This window comes from Nonlabens antarcticus, assembly GCF_015356755.1.
Classification (GTDB): Bacteria; Bacteroidota; Bacteroidia; order Flavobacteriales; family Flavobacteriaceae; genus Nonlabens; species Nonlabens antarcticus.
This window is the reverse complement of record NZ_JADFCO010000066.1, coordinates 531,294-550,541: the sequence shown is the minus strand read 5'-3', so window position 1 is coordinate 550,541 and position 19,248 is coordinate 531,294. Positions and strand designations below refer to the sequence as shown.

The following is a 19,248-nucleotide window of genomic DNA, read 5'->3' as shown; positions in this document are numbered from 1 at the left end:
AACATCTAGAGGCCTTTTTTAGTGGGAACAGTATAACTTATTCTGATGTTGACTTGTTAGTATCTACTGGAATACCGAATCCCTGAAGCATATCTTTTATACCTGCAGCATCCACATTTTTAGTATCCAGTTCCTGCATCATGCTCATTATAGAACCTACATTCATATCTTTTCCCAGAACTCTCGCAATACCAAAACCCAATTTCTCTGATCTGCCATAAACTATAATTTCATCAATGGCATCCTGGGTTCCATCATAGATCATTTTGATTTTCATGTTGTCATCATTGTGAGACATCAATAGCTCGTACTTCTCATCATTGAGAATTTCATCAAGTTTTGCAACTTCAGTGGCATATACACTTCGGTTTTCATCATTCATAGGCAATGCAAGAACGTTGATCTTGTCTACAGACCTGTAAGCTTTTGCTGACTCTGGACTCAGCTGATTTTCATCAATTCCAGTAATGGTTTTTGGTATTGAGGTGCTTATGAAGCCTTCTGTTTCTTGATGACCTACAAAATATTGCTGTAAGCTTTCCTGATTATCGCAAGAGGTAAGCAATGCCATGGCGGTAATTGAAAGGGCTATAACTTTTAAAATGAGCTTGTTCATAATGGTTGTTTTAAATGTTGAGTTGGTTGTAAAATTATTACTTCTGCGTCGCTTCTTTGATTTGCTTTTGCCCAGGAATATTCATTTGCTGTGTGATTTTAGCGATTTGATTGAGATCAAGATCTCCTGACATCACTAAAAATACAGCATCGGTTTCTTTGATGTCAGCATTTTCTATGAACATCACTAGTTCTTTAATTTTAGTTTCTGAATTTCCTTTTTTGACGTGAAAAGTAAATTTCTGACCATCTTCTTTAACGCTCATTAATAGTTCCATTTTATTTTTTGAAATAAAACTATCAGCAAATGTCTTCATTTTCAAAGCAGAACCTTTATCATCTGTTGTATAAACCCTCAGATCTTTCAAGTTATCCACTGTTTTCATCAATTCTGCAAAATCTGGATCATCTATATCAATACCAGAAATCATTTTGAACATTGCTCCGGTTACACGCGTTTCAGAAACATGGGAAAGATTTCCCACCTCATCAAGGTTCTGTGCATTAGCCACTATCGCCGTTGCAAGGAACATTACAGTATACATTATATTTTTCATGTTTTTTATTTTTAATTAAAGTTGGTTAATATTAAAAACCTGTAAGGTTTGCTTTTCGATTTGATTGACTGGTTTTAAATTTTCTTTTCCTTTGTTAAATTTTGAAGACACCATTTGCAGTGCTTCAACGGTAGCGCTATATGCTTCTTCTGGTGTCTCATAAGTTCCCAGATCTGCTTGTGCATCTTGCTGGTAATAGCCAGATCCTACTGCTACCATTACTGCAACACTAGCGGCTACGGCAACGCTGGTCCATGTTCGTTTTTTGAAGATATGATTGGATGATTCTTGCGATTTCACTTTCGCGAAAGCGTCATAGCTATCAATTTCTATGCTACTTTCAATTTCAAAACCGTGAAACAACTTGCGGTACACCTCATGCTCTGCACTCACTTTATCACCTTTGAAATAGCTCTGTAACTGTTGCTCTTCCTGAAGGCTGGTGTCGCCTTTCCAATATTTTTCAAGTAGCTTGTTCATGCCAAATCTGCTTTAAACTGTTCTTCTATAATTTTTTTGAGCATCTTGCGTGCCCGACTTAAAACAACTCGTACGGCAGTCGATTTCATTTCCATAATCTGTTCAATAGCTTCAAAATCAAAACCTTGAATATCTCTTAAATCAATTACCATCTTATAATTTTCAGGTAATTCTTGTATTGCCTTTTGTACTAAATTGACTTCTCCCCTACGCTCCATTTCATCCAGAGCATTGCGCTCTGTGGATTCATAATTATTATGCACAATTTTTAAATGACTGGCTTGTTTACTCTTTAAACGATCCAGTGAATAATTTTTTACCATTTGCATGGCATAAGCCTCTTTGTTTGAGATATTATCCAGCCCATTCCTACGTTCCCACAACTTCAGCATCGTTTCCTGTACTGCATCTGCTGCCTCCTCGTGGGAAGTCAACAATCTGCGAGACAACAGGTACATTTTCTTTTGCACTTCCTTGAATGTCGCTATGAAATTGGGTTGGTTCATGAACGTTGTTCTATAATAATGACGAGATCATTCTCATAATGTTACAAATGGACGAAAAAAAACGATTTTATAGTTGATTAGCACGATTTATGTACTGTTTTAAGACTGTTGTATTTTACATGAATAGAATTTAAATGTATTTTCTAAACAAATCACCAACTCCTCTCAGCTTTGCCTATTTTTAAAACTTAAAATCCTTTAGACTCCTTATGAGAATTTTGAAAATTTTACTCCTACTACTCGCGACAACGCCTATTTTACAAAGTTGTGCAGAAGATAATGATGATAAGATCGCCAGCGATGCCACCATTAAAAATTTTATTTATCGAGGCATGAATGCTTTTTATCTATATAAACCAGACGTTCCTGTTCTAGCAGATGGACGGTTTTCTACGGTTAATGACCTAGTAAATTACCATGCGCAGTTTGATAGACCAGAAGATTTCTTTGAATCGCTCATTTTTGACCGCTCTAGAACGGATCGTTTTAGCGTGATTTTCACAGATTATGTAGCACTGGAACAAGCTTTATCTGGTCAGAGTTTGAATAACGGTTTGGAATTCGGCTTGGTGGGTTATGCAAATGATGCTAGCAAGGTTTTCGGGTATGTGAGATATGTACTTCCCAACACCAGTGCATCAGGTCAAGGTGTCTCGCGTGGCCAAATCTTTAATCAAATTGATGGCATTCAAATGACGCGATCTAACGTAAGAACTCTGTTGGCACAAAATTCCTATACTATAGGCTTAGCAGATTTTAATGGTGGAGATCCTATAAATAATGGTTCATCTATATCGTTATCGAAAGCACAGACTCAAGAAAATCCCATTCTACTAAGTAAAGTAATAGATCTAGGAAGTACAAAGGTGGGTTATCTAGTCTACAACAGTTTTCTCAGGCAGTTTGACGAAGATCTCAATGCCGTTTTTGCAGACTTTAAAGCCCAAGGGGTTACTAGACTGGTTCTAGACCTGCGGTATAATGGTGGTGGCTCTGTGAATACGGCAATCATGTTGGGCAGTTTAATTGCGGGAAATCCAACAACAGACGTTTTTTCTACAGAGCAATGGAATCCTGAGATTCAGCAAAGCTTTCTGGAAAACAATCCAGATCAACTGATCAATTACTTTCAAAACACCACCTCGAGTGGCAGCGCCTTGAACCGTTTGAACCTTTCCAAGGTTCACATTATTACAACTCAAAATAGTGCTAGTGCTAGTGAGCTTGTAATAAATTCTCTAGATCCTTATATAGATGTGGTTCAAGTAGGTGGTGAAACTGCAGGTAAGTTTCAAGCGAGCATCACTTTATACGACAGTGAGGATTTTCAAAAATCTGGAGCAAATACGTCACACCGCTATGCTATGCAACCTTTGGTATTTAAAAGTCTAAATAGTGTGGGAAAAACAGATTATTTTGATGGTTTAGTTCCAGATATTGAACAGCGCGAAGACTTTGGAAATTTAGGTGTTCTGGGAGATCCATCAGAACCACTACTTAGCTTATGTTTGAACGAGATCGCTGTAAACGGCAGTATCAAAAAGCAAGCTCCACCTAATAAACCTTCCCGAGAGTTTATGGGAAGCAATACAATGAAGACTTTAGGTAATGAAATGTGGAAAGATGATGTTGAACTTCCACAACAATAAAATTACTGGAACTTATCTTTGAAGCCTTTGGAATATACCAAAGGCTTTTTTATGCATTCAAAAATTACAATTTTAGGCGCTGGCCTTACCGGATTGACACTGGCTTATTTGTTACAACAGCAGGGTTTTGATTTTCAAATCTTAGAAGCCAAAAAATGTGTAGGCGGTCGGTTGAATACAAAACTGTCCGGAAATCATATTCCCATAGACCTAGGTGCAGCATGGTTATGGGATTACAATCCTAATTTAAAACAACTCCTAAACCAATTAAACCTCACCATTTATCCTCAAGAAATGGGTGACAAAGTATGGTATCAACCCCACGCTTCTGCAGATTTTCAAATTATGCAAATGCCGCCTCAACAACAAGTTAGCTATCGCATCAATGGCGGCAGCACAAACCTAGCTTTGTCTATTGCAGCAACCTTAGATAAAAAACAGATTCATTTGAATACAGTTGTAGAATCGATCGAGTATGTAAATCATACTTATACTATAAAGACAGATCAGGGTATTTTTACTTCAGATTACGTGGTTAGCTGTATTCCACCAGCTGTTGTTGCTAACTCTATAAGCTTTGATCCACAACTACCAGTTGATTATTTGAATGTGGCTCGAGAAACCCAAACCTGGATGGAAGACAGTATCAAGTTTGGAATAGGGTTTAAGTCGGCGTTTTGGGAGGAGAAAGGCTTACCCGCTACCACTTTCAGTAATGCGGGTCCTATTGCAGAGATGTATGATTATTCTAATCTAGCAAAAGATCGATTTGCGCTCATGGGTTTTTTACACCCACACATGAATGATATAAATCCAGAAGATCGAGAAGCTAGAGTCATCAAACAGTTGGAAAGTATTTTTGGTGAAGATGTGTTGGATTACGTTACCTATGAGGATTACGCATGGAATCAAGATATTTATGTCAATTCAATTCCTGAGAACCGACTGGTACCGCATCAAAATAATGGGAATCTCATTTTGAGAAAGAGCTTAAACAACAATACTTTAATAATGGCTGGCTCTGAGACTAGTGCTGTTCTACCGGGTTATATGGAAGGCGCCGTTAATTCTGCTTTAAAGGCATTTGAAATGTTAAAGAACTGCATTTAAGAGATACGTGAATCTTGCACCTCTTCATAATTTGAGATTTTAAACGTTTAAAAAGAGCCTCCACAAACTTCGGCATCCGGGAGCGGTTCAATAGTAAAATCAATTCATATCTTTAGGAACTTAATAAATGTCCATGAAGAAAATTACCTTACTCCTATTATTATTTCTCCCGTTAGCAGCTTTGTCACAAAAACTAGATTTAGATCTGGTTAAAGAGATGAAACCTAGAAATATAGGGCCCGGCGGAATGTCAGGTCGTGTAACTGGTATAGATGTAGTTGAATCTGATCCTAACATTATGTACGCAGGAACCGCCAGTGGTGGTTTATGGAAATCAGTGAGTGGTGGAACTGTATGGGAACCTATTTTTGATGATCAGTTTACCGCTTCCATAGGCGCAGTAGCTGTTCAACAGTCCAATCCTAGTGTTGTCTGGGTAGGTACAGGAGAAGGAAACCCACGTAATTCATTAAATGGTGGTTATGGAATTTTCAAATCTCTAGATGGTGGGAAATCCTGGAAGTCTATGGGGTTGGAAAAAACCCGCCATATTCATCGAGTAATAATCGATCCTACAAATCCTGATGTAGTTTATGCTGCGGCTATAGGTTCCCCATGGGGTGAGCATCCAGAACGTGGTGTTTTTAAAACTATTGACGGTGGTAAGACATGGAATAAGATTCTTTATACCAATGATAAATCAGGAGCTGCAGATCTTATAATGGATGCTAGCAACCCTAATAAACTAATCGCCGCGATGTGGGAACACAAGCGCGACCCGTGGTTTTTTAAATCTGGCGGTGAAGGTTCTGGACTCTACATCACGCACGATGGAGGCGACAATTGGAAAAAAATAGGTGAAGAAGAAGGATTGCCTAAAGGCGAACTAGGCCGTATAGGTGTTGCCATTGCTCCCAGCAATCCTAATACCGTTTACGCTTTGGTGGAAGCCAAAAAAAATGCACTCTACAAATCCACGGATGGCGGATTTAACTGGAAAATGATCAATGATAAAAGTGACATAGGAAATCGACCTTTTTATTACTCTGAGATTTACGTTGATCCAGGAAATGAAAACCGAGTTTATTCTGTCTTTACTTATGTAAACGTCTCTGATGATGGCGGTCGCAATTTTGACCAGTTAATGAATGCTTACGGTGCTAATAATGGCATACATCCAGATCATCATGCTTTTTATATTCATCCACAAGATGGTAATTTTATCATCGATGGAAACGATGGAGGACTCAATATTTCTCAAGATCGTGGGAAAACATGGAGGTTCATAGGAAACATTCCCGTGGCTCAATTCTATCACATCAATGTAGATATGGAAACTCCATACAATGTTTATGGTGGTATGCAAGATAATGGAAGCTGGCGCGGACCTGCTTACGTCTGGCGCGATCAAGGAATTAGAAACAGCTACTGGCAAGAAATCAGTTTTGGAGATGGATTTGATGTAATTCCCGATCCTGACAACAATCGATTTGGATACACCATGAGTCAGCAGGGATCGGTTCAACGGTATGACTGGGAAACTGGAAATAACTATAGCGTCCAGCCTACTCACCCAGATCCAAGTGTTGACTTGAGATTCAATTGGAACTCTGCCATTCAAATGGATCCTTTTGACAGCAGCACATTATTCTTTGGAAGTCAATTTGTACATAAATCTACCGACAAAGGTTTAACCTGGACTGTAATAAGCCCAGATTTGACCACTGACGACCCTGATAAGCAAAAACAAGGTGAATCTGGAGGGCTTACCCTGGATGCCACGGGTGCTGAAAACCATACCACTATATTAGTAATTGAACCTAGTGCTGCAGAGCGTGGTGTTATCTACACAGGTTCTGACGATGGTTTAGTTTATGTTACTAAAAACGGCGGTGACAGTTGGGACGAGGTTTCAAAGGGACTGAAAGGACTTCCTGAAGGCAGCTGGATTGCACAAATCAAAGCCAGCACGACAAAAAAAGGTCATGCCCTTCTTATTGCAAATGATTACCGCAGGTTCAATTACGAGCCTTATGCATACCGCACCACTAACTATGGTAAAAGTTGGAACAGGATTGTAGATAAGGATGATGTGCAGAGTTATACTTTGAGTATTATAGAAGATCCTAAAGAAAACAATTTGATGTTTTTAGGAACGGACGATGGACTTTATGTGTCCATTGATGCTGGAGATAACTGGACAAAATACACGAATGGATTTCCTACAGTTTCTGTAAAAGATCTAGTCATTCATCCGCGGGAACAGGATCTTGTTATTGGTACTTTTGGTCGTGCCGCTTGGGTCTTGGATGACATAAGACCATTACAGGAAATGGCTAGAAATAAAGCCAAGTTTGAACAGCCTATCAAACTGTTTGAATCACCTAATGCTTATCAAACAAGAAACCAGCAACCTACTGGCAGTCGTTTTGGCGCTGATGCTATGTATCAAGGAGAAAACCGCAGCAGTAATGCACAGTTCCGTTACTATTTTGATAAAGATCTTTTGAAAAAAGCAGATACCACAGCAACAGATTCTGTATTTCTTAAAATCTATGATAAGGATAGATTGATCAGAACTCTAAAATCAAAAGCTCCTGAGAAAAAAGGGGTTCAGGAATGGAGCTGGAGAATGAGAGAAAGTGGTAAGAATTACCCATCCAGACGTTATGATGAATCAGACCGTGAGAACGCTGGTGTTGAAGTTCTTCCAGGAACTTATAGAGCTGTTTTAGAATATGCCGGATACTCTAGTCAAAATCAAATTGTGGTTTCTGACGATCCTAGAATCTCAGAAGTTACTGCTGCAAATCGCAAGGCAAAATACGATGCAATGAAAAAAATAGAAGATCTTGCAGACCGCATTTATGAGGTTACTCAAGATCTAGCTAAAAATAAGAAGACTGCAGAAAGCTTCAAAAAGATGCTTACCGAGAAAGATAAGAAAGCATTTAAAGAGCAAATTAAAGCTACCGATTCCATTGTAAAACAAATAGAAACTCAACAGGCACTTTACTTTGGAGCGATTGATGACCGGCAAGGAATTACGCGTAATAAAGAGACCACTGTTTCACAGCGATTGGGAATGGCAAGAAGTTACATATCAAGCCGTCAAGGAGCACAAACGGCTACAGAAACCCAACTTTATAATCAGGCAGAAACCATGGCAGAACAAACTATGGCAGATACAATGCAATGGTTGAGCACCGAATGGGAGTCCTATAAAAATCAAATGAAAAAGACAGATATTGATATCTGGGAAGATTAACATTATATGAAGTACGAAAAGATAGAGTTTGAAAATTCGCAAGGCTATCAACTCAGCGGTCGTCTAGAACTACCTGCAGACCGGCAGCCGCACAACTTTGCTATTTTTGCTCATTGTTTTACTTGCAGTAAGAATTTTAGTGCCACACGTAACATTTCCAGAGCATTGACAACGGCCGGTTATGGCGTTTTACGTTTTGATTTTACTGGTTTGGGTGATTCAGAAGGCGATTTTGGCGACACAAATTTCTCCGGCAATGTGGAAGACCTGTTGGCAGCAATAGACTATCTCACAGAAAATTATAAAGCTCCTACCCTTGCGGTAGGCCATTCTTTAGGCGGTGATGCTGTTATTTACGCTTCCGCGAAAGCGAAATCGATCAAGGCTATTGCAACAATAGGAACCCCTAGTGATACGAAGCATGTGAAAAACCTTTTCGGTGCTCATGTTGAAGCTATCATAAAAAACGGCGAGGCTATGGTAGAGTTAAGTGGGCGCAGTTTCAAAATCAAAGAACAGCTGCTCACAGATTTGAATGAGCAAATGGTCACAACTACATTGAAGGACTTACGGCTGCCCATTATGATCTGCCACTCACCTCAAGATGAGATCGTGAGCATTGATAATGCAGAAAAGTTATACATGGCAGCGCGCCATCCTAAAAGTTTTTTAAGTCTGGATGGTGCAGATCACTTGCTCTCCGATAAAAAGGATAGTCATTATGTAGGTATTGTAATTGCCACATGGGCTTCTAAATATTTGAATTTACCAGAAGAAAAAAGTTTAAATTCAGATCAACCTGTGGTAGCAAGCCTGGATGAAAATCAGGTTTTCACTACTCAAATGAGAGCCGGTCGTCACTACTTTACAGCAGACGAGCCTACTGGTTATGGCGGTAATGATTACGGCCCTACTCCCTATGATTTAGTTTCCAGTGGACTTGCCTCTTGTACTGTGATGACAATACAAATGTATGCGAGACGTAAAAAATGGAGCGTAGAAAATGTGGAGTGTCATGTAACTTACGATAAGCAACATGTCGCAGATTGTGAGGATTGTGATGATGACACATCAAAAATCGATACGTTTACCAGACATATAAAATTCAATGCTGATCTTGAACCAGCACAGATTACTAAATTACTGGAAATAGCTAATAAGTGTCCCGTACATCGCACATTACATTCTCAAACGCAAATCCTCACCCATCTTCTTAAATGACATTCACATTTGAAACAGAGTTGAATAACGATGGCTGGATGGGTGCTTTATTAATTCCAGAGGATATAGGGGAACAATTAGAGCTGTTAAAAGTAAAAAGGGTTGTTGCGGAAGTATCTGCTAACGATTCAGACATCACTCTTTATGCTGGTGTGATTAAAAAAAAGGGGCTGAGGTATTTAATGTGTTCCAAAGCAAATAAGAAACTACTCGGTATAGAAGAAGGTGACTCAGTACATATTGAGATGTCAGAAGATGTAAGCAAATACCAAGCTCCTATGACTGACGAGTTAGAAGCTGTTTTAATGAGTGATTACGATGCCTATACCATCTTTGAAAAACTCTTACCAGGAAAGCAGCGAAATATTATTTTTATGATTTACCTCGTAAAAGATTCTCAAAAAAGGGTAGATATTGCCATCAATGCTATGGAAAATTTAAAAATAGGCAACTTAAATCCTAACAAGTTTCAGAAGCTATATTTAAATTGAACGCAACTTCTAGTTCTAAAGAATTGTGAAATAATTGGTCAGCGGAATTCACTTGTTTACCTTCACAATTCATTAACTAAAACTAAAACTGATGAAAAAATTAAATATCGCCTTGATGGCACTAGCTTTAACGCTAAGTATTTCTTGTAAAGACACCGCTAAGGATGGTGAAAACATGGATGAAACCATGACTGACATGGACGATTCTCAAACCATGAATGATGATATGGAAATGAAAGAAATTACAGTTCCTATGGCTTCTAAAAGCGGTAGTAGTGTAACTGGATCCATTTCATTTACACAAAAAGAAGGCAGCGTTGAGATGGTCGCAAATCTTAAAGGACTTGAGGAAGGTACGCATGCAATTCACTTACATGAAAATGGTGATTGTAGTGCAGATGATGCAACAAGCGCTGGTGGACACTGGAACCCAAATTCCAAAGAACATGGTGACTGGGAAGATGGTATGAACCACATGGGTGACATAGGAAACCTAGAAGCGGATAGCTATGGAAATGCTACTATAACTTTCAGTACAGACAAATGGTGTATTGATTGTGATGATGATGCTAAAAATATTGTAGGAAAAGGAGTGATTGTACACGCAAAAGCAGATGACTTTACTTCTCAACCTAGCGGTGCTGCTGGACAAAGAGAAGCTTGCGGAGTTATACAATAGACTTCCAATTTCTGAATTGAATAAAATCTACAAGTCGTACTTGTAGATTTTTTTTTGCATCTTTAAAAATTCTTAACTAACTCTATGAACGCTCAACCAGATTTATTAATCGCTCGCATGCAGGAAGGAAGCGAGGTAGCTTTTACTCGTATTTACGAGAGGTATCAAAAAGCCCTTCACGGTGTAATTTTTGCCATTGTAAAAAAGGAGGATGTTGCACAGGAAATATTGCAGGATGTCTTCATTAAAATTTGGAAGAACGCGGATACCTACGATTCAAATTCTGGTAGATTTTTTACCTGGATTCTTAATATCGCAAGAAATGCATCTGTCGATTATTTGCGCAGTAAACGACATAAAAACAGTTTAAAAAACTTAAGCTCTGATAATTTCGTAGATATCATTGTAAGTAAGAGCGATCTTGATGAGCAAACGAATACGATGTTTGTTAAACAATGGGTGGAAAAGTTAGAACCTATGTGTATCAAGATTATTGATGTCATATTTTTTAAAGGTTTTACATTCAAGGATGGCGCAGAAGAGTTAGACATGCCTTCTGGAACCTTAAAAACGAGACATCGAAAATGTTTAAATAGCTTGCGTGAAATGATGGTAAACTAATGGATATACAAGACACTAAAAATAGCGGAGATTTAGAAGCATACGTTTGTGGCGCATTGACACGTCAGGAAAATATGGCGATAGCCAAACTGGTGAGGGAAAATCCAGAATTGGAGGAAGAGGTAGAAGCGATCGAACGTGCGTATTTTAAACTAGCAGCTGGTATAGCACCCGCTGCAGATGAAATAGCTATATATGAATCAATCAAAGGCTATATAAGAGAAGGAAAGGCTAAATCTGAAGATAACCACTGGAGCCAGTATTTAGGTTGGGCAGCAGCAATTGTTCTTTTATTTGGAACAAGTTATATGTTCTATCAGAATACAGAACTTAATGATGAAATGATTTCAATTGTTCAAAAAAATCAAATTTTAAATGTAGAAGTAGAGAGTCTTGATTCTCTAAACCTAGATTACAAAGAAGCTTTGGCTTTCATTAAAAAACCGAACACTTTAAAAATAAACCTTGCAGGTCAAGGAGATCACGGGACTGCAAATGCTGTTGTTTTTCATAATAAGGAACAAAACATTACCTACTTAGACATTACTGGACTGCCAGATGCTCCCGCAAATATGACCTATCAATTGTGGTCATTGACACTCAATCCATTAACTCCTACAAATTTAGGGATTGTTGCGGTGGATAATAAAAATCTAATTGAGTTTACCAACCCTAACGACACAGAAGCATTTGGGATTACTTTAGAGGAAGCTGGTGGAAGCCCTACTCCTACTTTAGAACGCTTATATACATTAGGTGCTATTGAGTGATTAACCTCTGTTATTTATTAAAATCTAAGCAAGATGAATCGAATGTTTTACATTTTATTCATCTTGCTTTTTTTAAGTTAAATCCCAGAGGTTTCTAAACACTTCTATACAAATCATTCTTTTACAATAAGGTGTATCTAATACCCTATTTGATGACGTTAATTAGGTTCTATCCGAGTTTATAAATTTTGCGCCATTCTCCTCATAAAAGTCTTACTGGTTTCCATTTATCAGTGACTGAGTGAACTGCAATTAGCTTCACTCTCTTCCTGAACAGAAAAGCTTCTTAAGGATGTATGGTGAAGTTTGCAATAGACAAATAGCTCTGTGAGCTTTAAAGTAATTAGGTGCGTCAGGTAGACTCATTAATGTGATTAAGCGTGTCAAATAGACTCATTTTAGACACGGGATATAACCAAAACAGAGCGCTGTTTTGTTATCTTACTTTTTACGTATTCTATACTTTGTAAAATTCAGTAAGGCTTACGCCTGCCCACAATATCTCTATGTAATCCTCTCAAAAATGATCATAAAAAAATGCCCGATTCTTTCGAACCGGGCATTCCTAAACTAACCAACCAAAAAAATTACTCTAGCTTTCTCAATTCTAGAGTAACTAACTATCAGTATACTTACGTATACATTGAGGTTGCGGTTTTAAATATCTTGTATATTTTTAAACACCACTGGTCCCATTTCATATTCGGTTTCTAATAATTCTTTCTTTAACGCTTCAGCCTCTGGATCCATTCCGTTTGCTTTGTATATCAAAGCGGTATGGAACTGGGCTTTCGGCTCAAAAGTTTTACCTATCACGTGTTGTTGGTGATTCATCAAAGCTTCTTTAGCTTGATTGTTAGAAAGAAGTGCGTATCCCAATAAATCATATGTTTCTGGAGTGGCACGATTCTCTATTTCCATTCTAGCTAAATCTACTGCTGCTTGTGAGTTTCCAGCATCTATGAGCTCAATAATTTTATAAGCATTATACATATTGCCATAAGCTGGATTGTCCACTCTTTGCATGAAATCTGCTTTTAATGCTTTGGCGTCTGAATCTTTACCTTCATATTCGTTTAATTCTGCCAGTTCCAGATTATAATCTGGAGTAGGATGACGCTCACTTATGCGTTTTAAAATAGTTCGAGCCTCTTCTACATCTCTATCATTTGAATATGCAATCCAAGCAATACCCTTGAGCGCATATGTATTATTAGGGTCAAGTTCCAGTGTCTTTAAATAAAATTTATAGGACTTTTCTAAATCACCGTTATGGCCATAGTAATCGGCTATGTTTGAATAACTCCAAAGCTGTTTTCCCTGACTGCCGCTCTGTTCTGCAAGTTCTTTTGCACGTTCCATAAGGGTAATCGTAGTACCTAATTGCCCAATATGATCATTCCACTTTGCCGCCCTAATCAAGTAGCTGTACTCATTAGGATCACGCAAGCTATCTAATAATGTTTCTGCGTTCTTATAATCTCCCAGTTCCATAGCAATATCAAATTGAATCAACTGACTGTCAGGACTGCTATATTCCTCTGTGAAACTACGCATCAAACTGTCTGCTGTTTTAAAGCGGTGTTGTTTGATATAAGCTTGAGCTAAGGCTCTTTTTGAGTTTTCCGTGTTAATGTATGTGTTTCTAGTGATGCTTTCGCGCAAGCGAACAGATTCATTCAAGAAATCAACATCTCCGGTGAGGTCAAAAAGCTGATTCAGTTTACTGGAAATACGCCCATTCATTCCTATTCTGGTGGTATCGTCCTCTATTTCTGCCTTTATGTCTTCCACTTCTTTTTTGAGCTGAGCGACAATTTCGGCTTCATCATAATCTAGATACTTCTTATAATCTGCTACCTGTGTGATGTTTTGATCTTCAACTTTCGACTCCTGTTTACAAGAAACAAGAACTACAGCAGCACATATTACTATCAGAATTTTTTTCATAGTTCATTCATTTTTAAATACAACAAAGCCGATTCTATCTCTAGAATCGGCTTGTAAGTTAAATATATATTATCTAAAATTTAGGTGCCGTCAAGTAAGGGAAACTATCACTAGTTGTTCCTGCCTCTAGTCCTACATTATCAGAAACTAGGTTGGGCGTTCCACCATCACCGTTAAAACGTGCTCCACTCTGACCTCCAAAAAGAAGGATTAAGGATACATCAATCACATCGTCATTTAAAGCTCTACCTGTCAAGAAGTTACTTGTACCACCAAAATAGGTAGTTGGTCCACTTCCATTAGGAGCTACTTGAAGAACATCTAAAGACAAAGCTGTTGTCAATGTAGGTAAATCAAGACCTATAATGTTGTTTTCGTATGTTGCTCCATAAGCATCGTATAGGGCTTCGACTTTAGCCTGAAAAGTTGGCTGCCATCTCGCAATCCCGTCTGATGGAATGGTAACGTTAAACTCGTTCTCGTCTGCTTCAGTTGTTGGAAATACAGTATTGATACCTGGACGTCCCATTTGATCTTGTTGAACAAAAGTTCCTGTAAAGTTAGTACTTGCTTCTGGAATTTCTGTGACATCATCATCATCACAACTGATTGTAAATGCTGCAACTGCTATTAAAGCTATTGCGTATTTTATATTGAATATTTTCATCTGTTTAATTTTTTGAATTGATAGTAATTATCCTCTTTTCTTAGTTTCTACCCATACGTTGTAAGCAGCTGGAAGACCTGTTGTAGTCTGTAACAGTTGATCAACGATGTGTGGTGGTGCAGTTCCTAATAATGTATTAGGAATCTCAATAACAATTGCATTCACATTTAATGGTGTGAAGAAATTATTTCCAGTAGAACCAAATCCCTCTGCTGGAGCAGTTCCTACTACCGTATTGAATTGTTCAAAATCAAAGAAGAAAGCGTCTTGACGTTGTCCTGCAAAGTAGCTCACACCACCTATAGTTTTTGACTCACCTATTTTTACAGAGGCAGCAAATTCATCAGTATCAATCGTACTGTTCAATCCTGTCTGACCTGGCTTATAAGGTCCAAAGAAAAACATGTCGTCACCTTGACGTAATGCCTGGAGAACAAGATCCTCAACGACGCCATCTGCTGCGCCAGTATTGTCAATATTAATCTCAATTAAAACGTTCTCGTCAAATTGAGCGCTGGAAGTTCCAGCTGGAAGGGTTACAACAAAAGTTGTGGAAGCTGCATTAGCACCTTCAAAAGCATAAAAGTCGGCGATGTCTGAAGTAGTCATTCCTACTGCTGGAGCATCAAGGTGGTCAGCTGCAATAAAGATACCGGCTGCGGCACATACTGCGATACTGGACCATAGGGCAATTTTTTTCATTTGTATTTTTTTATTGATTATACCACAACTTACGCAGAGATATAGAACGCGGTTTTAAATAGAATGTTAAAAGAGATTTAAATACCCCCAGAATTAACTGAATTTAAGAATTTAACCTTCAATCCATCGTCTAAAATCTTTCACACGCTCTCTACTTACCACAAGATCAAAGGTTGTAAATGAGTTTATCTTCACTTTCAATCTAGAATTGGTATAGGATATAATGTCCGTGATTGCATTGATATGAACTATCGCCTGACGTGAAACCCTAAAAAATGTTTTGGGATTTAACCTTGCTTCTACCGCTTCTAGATTTAAGTCTAATAGATAGTTTCTCCCGTTGGGAAGATTAATATAGGTTCCTTTATTTTCTGAATAGAATAGCTGTATTTCATCAGTGGCAAACAGCTTGATATGCTCTCCCACCTTTACAGTAAACCTATTTTTGTAAGCGTTCTGTGGCTCGTTAAGCAGTTTTGCGATTTGTTGTAGATCAATGGGCTGAAATTGTGCCTTATTGTGGATGGGGTTTCCGCTTTCGCGAAAGCTAGCTTTAAATTGATTCACGGCAACTTCCAGCTCCTTAACATCTATAGGCTTCAATAGATAATCAATGCTGTTCAGTTTAAATGCCTTGAGGGCATATTCATCATAGGCCGTGGTAAATATGATCGCGCTATCTACTTTAACATGATCAAAAATCTCAAAAGATAGACCATCACTTAGCTGGATGTCGAGAAAAATAAGATCTGGAGGAGTATTGTTAGAAAGGTGCTCGACAGCTTCTTTAACCGAATGAACGGTGTGTTCTACCGGCAATTCCAGTTGCTCCAGCATGCGATGCAATCTTCTGGCAGCGGGCTTTTCATCTTCAACAATTAATACCTTCATAATATTTTAATTAAGATCGATTGCCTCTTCTTGTTCCATGATCTCGCGCAGTTTGCGTTCTTCCCAGTCCTTACTAGTAAATGGATTCCACCTAAATGTGCGCACCGCATGACTGGCAAGACCTATCCCCCAGCCCAGCAATGGAAATAAAAACCATGTGAACTGCCATTGATTTGAATAGTAATTAAGTCCAGCAATTCCTGCATTGATAATGATGTATATAATAAGGTGATTGTAAAAACCCTTTAATTCATCCACTCGTGCTCTAGCTCTGGCATATTTTTCTTGATAGGTTTCTGTTGCTTTCATGATTAGAAGTTTTGGTCGTTCATTAATTTATCTAGTTTATTCTTGTTCCACTTCTTCCCCAAGAAAAACTCTTTGTCAAAATTTCTCATGTATTGGAAAAACAAACCTATTCCCATCCCAACAGCTGGGAATATCACCCAGGGAAAACTGGTGGTCAACCAGTTCAATATTCCAAGAAATAAAAGAATGATAATGAAGCGGAGTAATTCATCATAGAATTGTTTGATATTTTTGACGCGCTCTCTGGCCTCCATAATCCTGAAATCCTCTATCTGGGTTTCCGTAGCAATGGCATTGGTGGGTAGCGGGTGGTTTTGCTCCAGATTCAACAACGGTAAATTGACCTTAAAGCTATCTCGTGATTTCTCGATCGTCATTTTGTTGAAGGTCAACAAGGAATATCTGGAGGCAATGTTATTGAGACCAACGCCGGTACTGGTTCCTAAAACTTGCTTTTCCTGCAGGTTATTCTCTACCACCAGCATTCTGCCACGTTCATAAATAGATAGTTTTAAGGGCTGGCTGGAACTTATGACATTATGCTTTACCGCATTCTCGATAAGCAGCTGTAGGGATAAAGGCACGATCTGTAGCGTGGTATTTGAAACATGTTGTGGTATTTCAATAGTTAGACTGTCCTCAAACCTCATTTTGAGCAGTCCTATATATGTACGTGCAAACTCTATTTCTTCTTCAATCCCAACTAATTGTTTTCCTCGTTGTTCCAGTATATATCTATATACCTTAGATAATGATGTTGTAAAATTGACGGCGGCTGCTGGATTTTCTTCAATTAATGAAACCAGGACATTGAGACTGTTAAAAAGGAAGTGAGGATCCAGTTGGTTTTTAAGCGCATCAAACTGAGCGGTGGCAGAAGTTGCAATGACCTTTTGTTCCTTAAGTCTGGATTGCTGCAGCTCTTTGTAAAAATAAAATGTATGGAAGATTAGGGCAATAATTAACGTAAATCCAACGCCAAATAGATACCAGGATAGTCTCTGGGAATTTAAAAAAGCTTCCCACGACACCCCAAACAGAACGATGCGCGTGAAAGCTATAAGTAAAGTAAGCGTTATGATTGTAATAATAACAGATCCCAAAACACCTGTAATCAACCGAGTTAATGGTCTTTTAGACCAGGAAATATAAGTCGTTAATAAAGAAAAGAAACTCCCGTTGACCAGTGTCAAACAAAAGGCAAACATAAAATTGATTGCATAATCCTGAGCTACATCATAAATAGAGTTGAGATGATTTCCCAGCCAGTAGTTGATCAGAGAAATAACAACGGCTATTATGGCGCTGATTCCTATGAGTTTTGTAACGTGTTTAATTTTCATGGGTTGCCTGGTTCGGTTCTTAAATGTAATTCTTAATAAAGAACAACCCAAAGATGCAGCAACATCCATTAATTTAAGAAACCATCCTACCCAACTGTTGAATCAGGATACTGAATTGTAAAAAACACGGTAAAACCTACTTATTCAAGGTGACTTCTGGGAATTCTGTGTTGATTTCACTCAGCAATTGCAATTTTCCCGCTTCAAACGCATCGTCCAGATCGCTAAGTTCAGGATCCTGTTTGCTGGATTTATAATTATTGTAGTCCTGTACAACAATTCCTTCTAGATTTCTGCGGTTTATGCTTTCGCGAAAGCGGAACCCACATTCCAACTCACAAAAAGAATAAGCCATGTAATCAATTAGGAAATCCTGCGTGTCGATCCAGTATAAAAACACATCTTCATGATCCTCACCGCCGCCATTTTCCTTAAAAGTGACCTCAATCTCATAATAATTACTGCCCTTAATACTATCCGTTCCAATCATTTTAAGGTTCACGGCTTCCCCATCAAGACTGTAAGGGAGCTGGGCAAAATAAACGACAGAGTTGAGAGAAGCCTTGTAACGACTGGCGATAGAGTCATTTAAAACGATCAATGAATCATTAATGTGGCGCGTGAATCCATCGTTATTCCAGCGATCTGTAACTTGTGCTCCAGCCTGGGGGAAATTGCGCTCATAAGAAAAGCTACCGGCATTTCTATCCACACTGTAATTGAGTTTGCGAAACATGAAATCCAGACGGGCATTTGCAGCTAGATCAGCACCGTGAGCCACAATAGCTTTATCCATCACCTCTGAAGCAGACGGACCTTGATCACCGCAAGAAACAATGAATAGACTCACTAAAACGATGGTATAAATTGCTTTCTTTTTCATTTCACAAATATATAACGATGGGCTGAGACTGTTAAATTATATTTGCTATTACATGGATTTGAAGAATAACATAAGAATTAAGAACCGCAAGGCGAGGTTTGAATATGAATTGCTGGATAAATATACGGCCGGTATAGTGCTTTCAGGAACTGAGATCAAGGCGATTAGGATGGGCAAAGCCAGTATTGCAGAGGCATTTTGTGAGTTTAAAGATGGAGAATTGTGGATCATTAATATGACCGTTCAAGAGTATTCTCACGCAACTCATTTCAATCATGCCCCTAAAGCAGCTCGAAAGTTGCTGCTGCAAAAGCGCGAATTGAAAAGTTTGTATAAGGGTGTCACAAATTCTGGAAATACGATAATACCGCTGGTTATGTTCATTAACGATCGTGGTTTTGCAAAATTACAAATCTCACTTGCCAAGGGTAAAAAGCTATTTGACAAACGAGAAACCATGAAAAATAGAGATAACAAAAAGCGTCTGGATCAGATTAAAAAAACCTACAACGCCTAAACTTTTTAAACTCCATAGA

20 protein-coding genes are annotated in these 19,248 nt (G+C 38.4%); 9 read left to right on the top strand and 11 right to left on the bottom strand.

The window, feature by feature from the left end; all coding sequences use genetic code 11:
• Nucleotides 1–37: 37 nt before the first annotated feature.
• Genes IQ282_RS13505 through IQ282_RS13490 form a run of 4 tightly spaced genes read right to left on the bottom strand, consistent with a single transcriptional unit; the run spans nucleotide 38 to nucleotide 2,158 of the window.
• Nucleotides 38–616 carry a DUF4252 domain-containing protein gene (locus IQ282_RS13505; protein ID WP_194852399.1) on the bottom strand — a complete coding sequence of 193 codons (579 nt, stop codon included), beginning with the start codon at nucleotides 614–616 and terminating at the stop codon, nucleotides 38–40.
• Between the two features lie 37 nt (nucleotides 617–653).
• A complete protein-coding gene (locus IQ282_RS13500; RefSeq protein ID WP_194852398.1) occupies nucleotides 654–1,172 on the bottom strand; it encodes a DUF4252 domain-containing protein in 519 nt (172 codons plus the stop codon).
• A 15-nt stretch (nucleotides 1,173–1,187) separates the two neighbouring features.
• Nucleotides 1,188–1,652: a hypothetical protein gene (locus IQ282_RS13495; protein WP_194852397.1), complete on the bottom strand. Its 465-nt coding sequence runs from the start codon at nucleotides 1,650–1,652 to the stop codon at nucleotides 1,188–1,190.
• Nucleotides 1,649–2,158 (bottom strand): RNA polymerase sigma factor, encoded by a 510-nt coding sequence (locus IQ282_RS13490; RefSeq protein ID WP_194852396.1) that lies wholly within the window; start codon nucleotides 2,156–2,158, stop codon nucleotides 1,649–1,651. Before IQ282_RS13490 ends, IQ282_RS13495 begins: the two co-directional genes overlap by 4 nt.
• A 209-nt stretch (nucleotides 2,159–2,367) precedes the next feature.
• On the opposite strand from IQ282_RS13490, the gene IQ282_RS13485 reads away from it, so the two are divergent.
• The 8 genes from IQ282_RS13485 (at nucleotide 2,368) to IQ282_RS13450 (ending at nucleotide 11,967) form a co-directional block, all read left to right on the top strand.
• The gene (locus IQ282_RS13485; RefSeq protein WP_194852395.1) at nucleotides 2,368–3,807 is read left to right on the top strand and encodes a S41 family peptidase; all 1,440 of its coding nucleotides are present in this window, start codon (nucleotides 2,368–2,370) and stop codon (nucleotides 3,805–3,807) included.
• A gap of 51 nt (nucleotides 3,808–3,858) precedes the next feature.
• Complete coding sequence (locus IQ282_RS13480) at nucleotides 3,859–4,917, top strand: flavin monoamine oxidase family protein (RefSeq protein ID WP_194852394.1); 1,059 nt, start codon at nucleotides 3,859–3,861, stop codon at nucleotides 4,915–4,917.
• Nucleotides 4,918–5,050: 133 nt separating this feature from the next.
• Nucleotides 5,051–8,185, top strand: a complete 3,135-nt coding sequence (locus tag IQ282_RS13475) for a WD40/YVTN/BNR-like repeat-containing protein (protein ID WP_194852393.1) — start codon at nucleotides 5,051–5,053, stop codon at nucleotides 8,183–8,185.
• 6 nt (nucleotides 8,186–8,191) lie between these two features.
• On the top strand, nucleotides 8,192–9,406 hold the full coding sequence (locus tag IQ282_RS13470; protein ID WP_194852392.1) for a bifunctional alpha/beta hydrolase/OsmC family protein: 1,215 nt from the start codon (nucleotides 8,192–8,194) through the stop codon (nucleotides 9,404–9,406).
• The gene (locus tag IQ282_RS13465; RefSeq protein ID WP_194852391.1) at nucleotides 9,403–9,897 is read left to right on the top strand and encodes a DUF1905 domain-containing protein; all 495 of its coding nucleotides are present in this window, start codon (nucleotides 9,403–9,405) and stop codon (nucleotides 9,895–9,897) included. The genes IQ282_RS13470 and IQ282_RS13465 overlap by 4 nt, the downstream gene beginning before the upstream one ends.
• A gap of 91 nt (nucleotides 9,898–9,988) precedes the next feature.
• Nucleotides 9,989–10,576 (top strand): superoxide dismutase family protein, encoded by a 588-nt coding sequence (locus IQ282_RS13460; RefSeq protein ID WP_194852390.1) that lies wholly within the window; start codon nucleotides 9,989–9,991, stop codon nucleotides 10,574–10,576.
• A gap of 84 nt (nucleotides 10,577–10,660) precedes the next feature.
• Nucleotides 10,661–11,197 (top strand): RNA polymerase sigma factor, encoded by a 537-nt coding sequence (locus tag IQ282_RS13455; RefSeq protein WP_194852389.1) that lies wholly within the window; start codon nucleotides 10,661–10,663, stop codon nucleotides 11,195–11,197.
• Entirely contained in the window at nucleotides 11,197–11,967 is a 771-nt protein-coding gene (locus IQ282_RS13450) for an anti-sigma factor (protein WP_194852388.1), read from the top strand. Before IQ282_RS13455 ends, IQ282_RS13450 begins: the two co-directional genes overlap by 1 nt.
• Nucleotides 11,968–12,624: 657 nt before the next feature.
• Here IQ282_RS13450 and IQ282_RS13445 read toward each other — a convergent pair.
• The 7 genes from IQ282_RS13445 to IQ282_RS13415 form a co-directional block, all read right to left on the bottom strand.
• Complete coding sequence (locus tag IQ282_RS13445) at nucleotides 12,625–13,917, bottom strand: tetratricopeptide repeat protein (RefSeq protein WP_194852387.1); 1,293 nt, start codon at nucleotides 13,915–13,917, stop codon at nucleotides 12,625–12,627.
• Nucleotides 13,918–13,990: 73 nt separating this feature from the next.
• The gene (locus tag IQ282_RS13440) at nucleotides 13,991–14,584 is read right to left on the bottom strand and encodes a DUF4331 family protein (protein WP_194852386.1); all 594 of its coding nucleotides are present in this window, start codon (nucleotides 14,582–14,584) and stop codon (nucleotides 13,991–13,993) included.
• A gap of 27 nt (nucleotides 14,585–14,611) precedes the next feature.
• The gene (locus IQ282_RS13435) at nucleotides 14,612–15,286 is read right to left on the bottom strand and encodes a DUF4331 family protein (protein WP_194852385.1); all 675 of its coding nucleotides are present in this window, start codon (nucleotides 15,284–15,286) and stop codon (nucleotides 14,612–14,614) included.
• Between the two features lie 111 nt (nucleotides 15,287–15,397).
• The gene (locus IQ282_RS13430) at nucleotides 15,398–16,177 is read right to left on the bottom strand and encodes a LytR/AlgR family response regulator transcription factor (RefSeq protein WP_194852384.1); all 780 of its coding nucleotides are present in this window, start codon (nucleotides 16,175–16,177) and stop codon (nucleotides 15,398–15,400) included.
• Nucleotides 16,178–16,183: 6 nt separating this feature from the next.
• On the bottom strand, nucleotides 16,184–16,486 hold the full coding sequence (locus IQ282_RS13425; RefSeq protein WP_194852383.1) for a 2TM domain-containing protein: 303 nt from the start codon (nucleotides 16,484–16,486) through the stop codon (nucleotides 16,184–16,186).
• A 2-nt stretch (nucleotides 16,487–16,488) separates the two neighbouring features.
• Nucleotides 16,489–17,829: a histidine kinase gene (locus IQ282_RS13420; protein WP_194852382.1), complete on the bottom strand. Its 1,341-nt coding sequence runs from the start codon at nucleotides 17,827–17,829 to the stop codon at nucleotides 16,489–16,491.
• A 136-nt stretch (nucleotides 17,830–17,965) separates the two neighbouring features.
• The gene (locus tag IQ282_RS13415) at nucleotides 17,966–18,712 is read right to left on the bottom strand and encodes a DUF6503 family protein (RefSeq protein ID WP_194852381.1); all 747 of its coding nucleotides are present in this window, start codon (nucleotides 18,710–18,712) and stop codon (nucleotides 17,966–17,968) included.
• A gap of 52 nt (nucleotides 18,713–18,764) precedes the next feature.
• Here IQ282_RS13415 and smpB point away from each other — a divergent pair, with 52 nt between their 5' ends.
• Nucleotides 18,765–19,229 (top strand): SsrA-binding protein SmpB, encoded by a 465-nt coding sequence (smpB, locus tag IQ282_RS13410; RefSeq protein WP_194852380.1) that lies wholly within the window; start codon nucleotides 18,765–18,767, stop codon nucleotides 19,227–19,229.
• Nucleotides 19,230–19,248 lie beyond the last annotated feature (19 nt).

Bases quoted from the DNA above. Each gene is read 5' to 3' on its own strand.
- IQ282_RS13470 (WP_194852392.1), top strand. From the start codon at position 8,192: ATGAAGTACGAAAAGATAGAGTTTGAAAATTCGCAAGGCTATCAACTC.
- IQ282_RS13445 (WP_194852387.1), bottom strand. From the start codon at position 13,917: ATGAAAAAAATTCTGATAGTAATATGTGCTGCTGTAGTTCTTGTTTCT.
- IQ282_RS13490 (WP_194852396.1), bottom strand. From the start codon at position 2,158: ATGAACCAACCCAATTTCATAGCGACATTCAAGGAAGTGCAAAAGAAA.
- IQ282_RS13450 (WP_194852388.1), top strand. From the start codon at position 11,197: ATGGATATACAAGACACTAAAAATAGCGGAGATTTAGAAGCATACGTT.
- IQ282_RS13425 (WP_194852383.1), bottom strand. From the start codon at position 16,486: ATGAAAGCAACAGAAACCTATCAAGAAAAATATGCCAGAGCTAGAGCA.
- IQ282_RS13480 (WP_194852394.1), top strand. From the start codon at position 3,859: ATGCATTCAAAAATTACAATTTTAGGCGCTGGCCTTACCGGATTGACA.
- IQ282_RS13430 (WP_194852384.1), bottom strand. From the start codon at position 16,177: ATGAAGGTATTAATTGTTGAAGATGAAAAGCCCGCTGCCAGAAGATTG.
- IQ282_RS13435 (WP_194852385.1), bottom strand. From the start codon at position 15,286: ATGAAAAAAATTGCCCTATGGTCCAGTATCGCAGTATGTGCCGCAGCC.
- IQ282_RS13455 (WP_194852389.1), top strand. From the start codon at position 10,661: ATGAACGCTCAACCAGATTTATTAATCGCTCGCATGCAGGAAGGAAGC.
- IQ282_RS13465 (WP_194852391.1), top strand. From the start codon at position 9,403: ATGACATTCACATTTGAAACAGAGTTGAATAACGATGGCTGGATGGGT.
- IQ282_RS13485 (WP_194852395.1), top strand. From the start codon at position 2,368: ATGAGAATTTTGAAAATTTTACTCCTACTACTCGCGACAACGCCTATT.
- IQ282_RS13440 (WP_194852386.1), bottom strand. From the start codon at position 14,584: ATGAAAATATTCAATATAAAATACGCAATAGCTTTAATAGCAGTTGCA.
- IQ282_RS13475 (WP_194852393.1), top strand. From the start codon at position 5,051: ATGAAGAAAATTACCTTACTCCTATTATTATTTCTCCCGTTAGCAGCT.
- IQ282_RS13505 (WP_194852399.1), bottom strand. From the start codon at position 616: ATGAACAAGCTCATTTTAAAAGTTATAGCCCTTTCAATTACCGCCATG.
- IQ282_RS13420 (WP_194852382.1), bottom strand. From the start codon at position 17,829: ATGAAAATTAAACACGTTACAAAACTCATAGGAATCAGCGCCATAATA.
- IQ282_RS13500 (WP_194852398.1), bottom strand. From the start codon at position 1,172: ATGAAAAATATAATGTATACTGTAATGTTCCTTGCAACGGCGATAGTG.
- smpB (WP_194852380.1), top strand. From the start codon at position 18,765: ATGGATTTGAAGAATAACATAAGAATTAAGAACCGCAAGGCGAGGTTT.
- IQ282_RS13460 (WP_194852390.1), top strand. From the start codon at position 9,989: ATGAAAAAATTAAATATCGCCTTGATGGCACTAGCTTTAACGCTAAGT.
- IQ282_RS13495 (WP_194852397.1), bottom strand. From the start codon at position 1,652: ATGAACAAGCTACTTGAAAAATATTGGAAAGGCGACACCAGCCTTCAG.
- IQ282_RS13415 (WP_194852381.1), bottom strand. From the start codon at position 18,712: ATGAAAAAGAAAGCAATTTATACCATCGTTTTAGTGAGTCTATTCATT.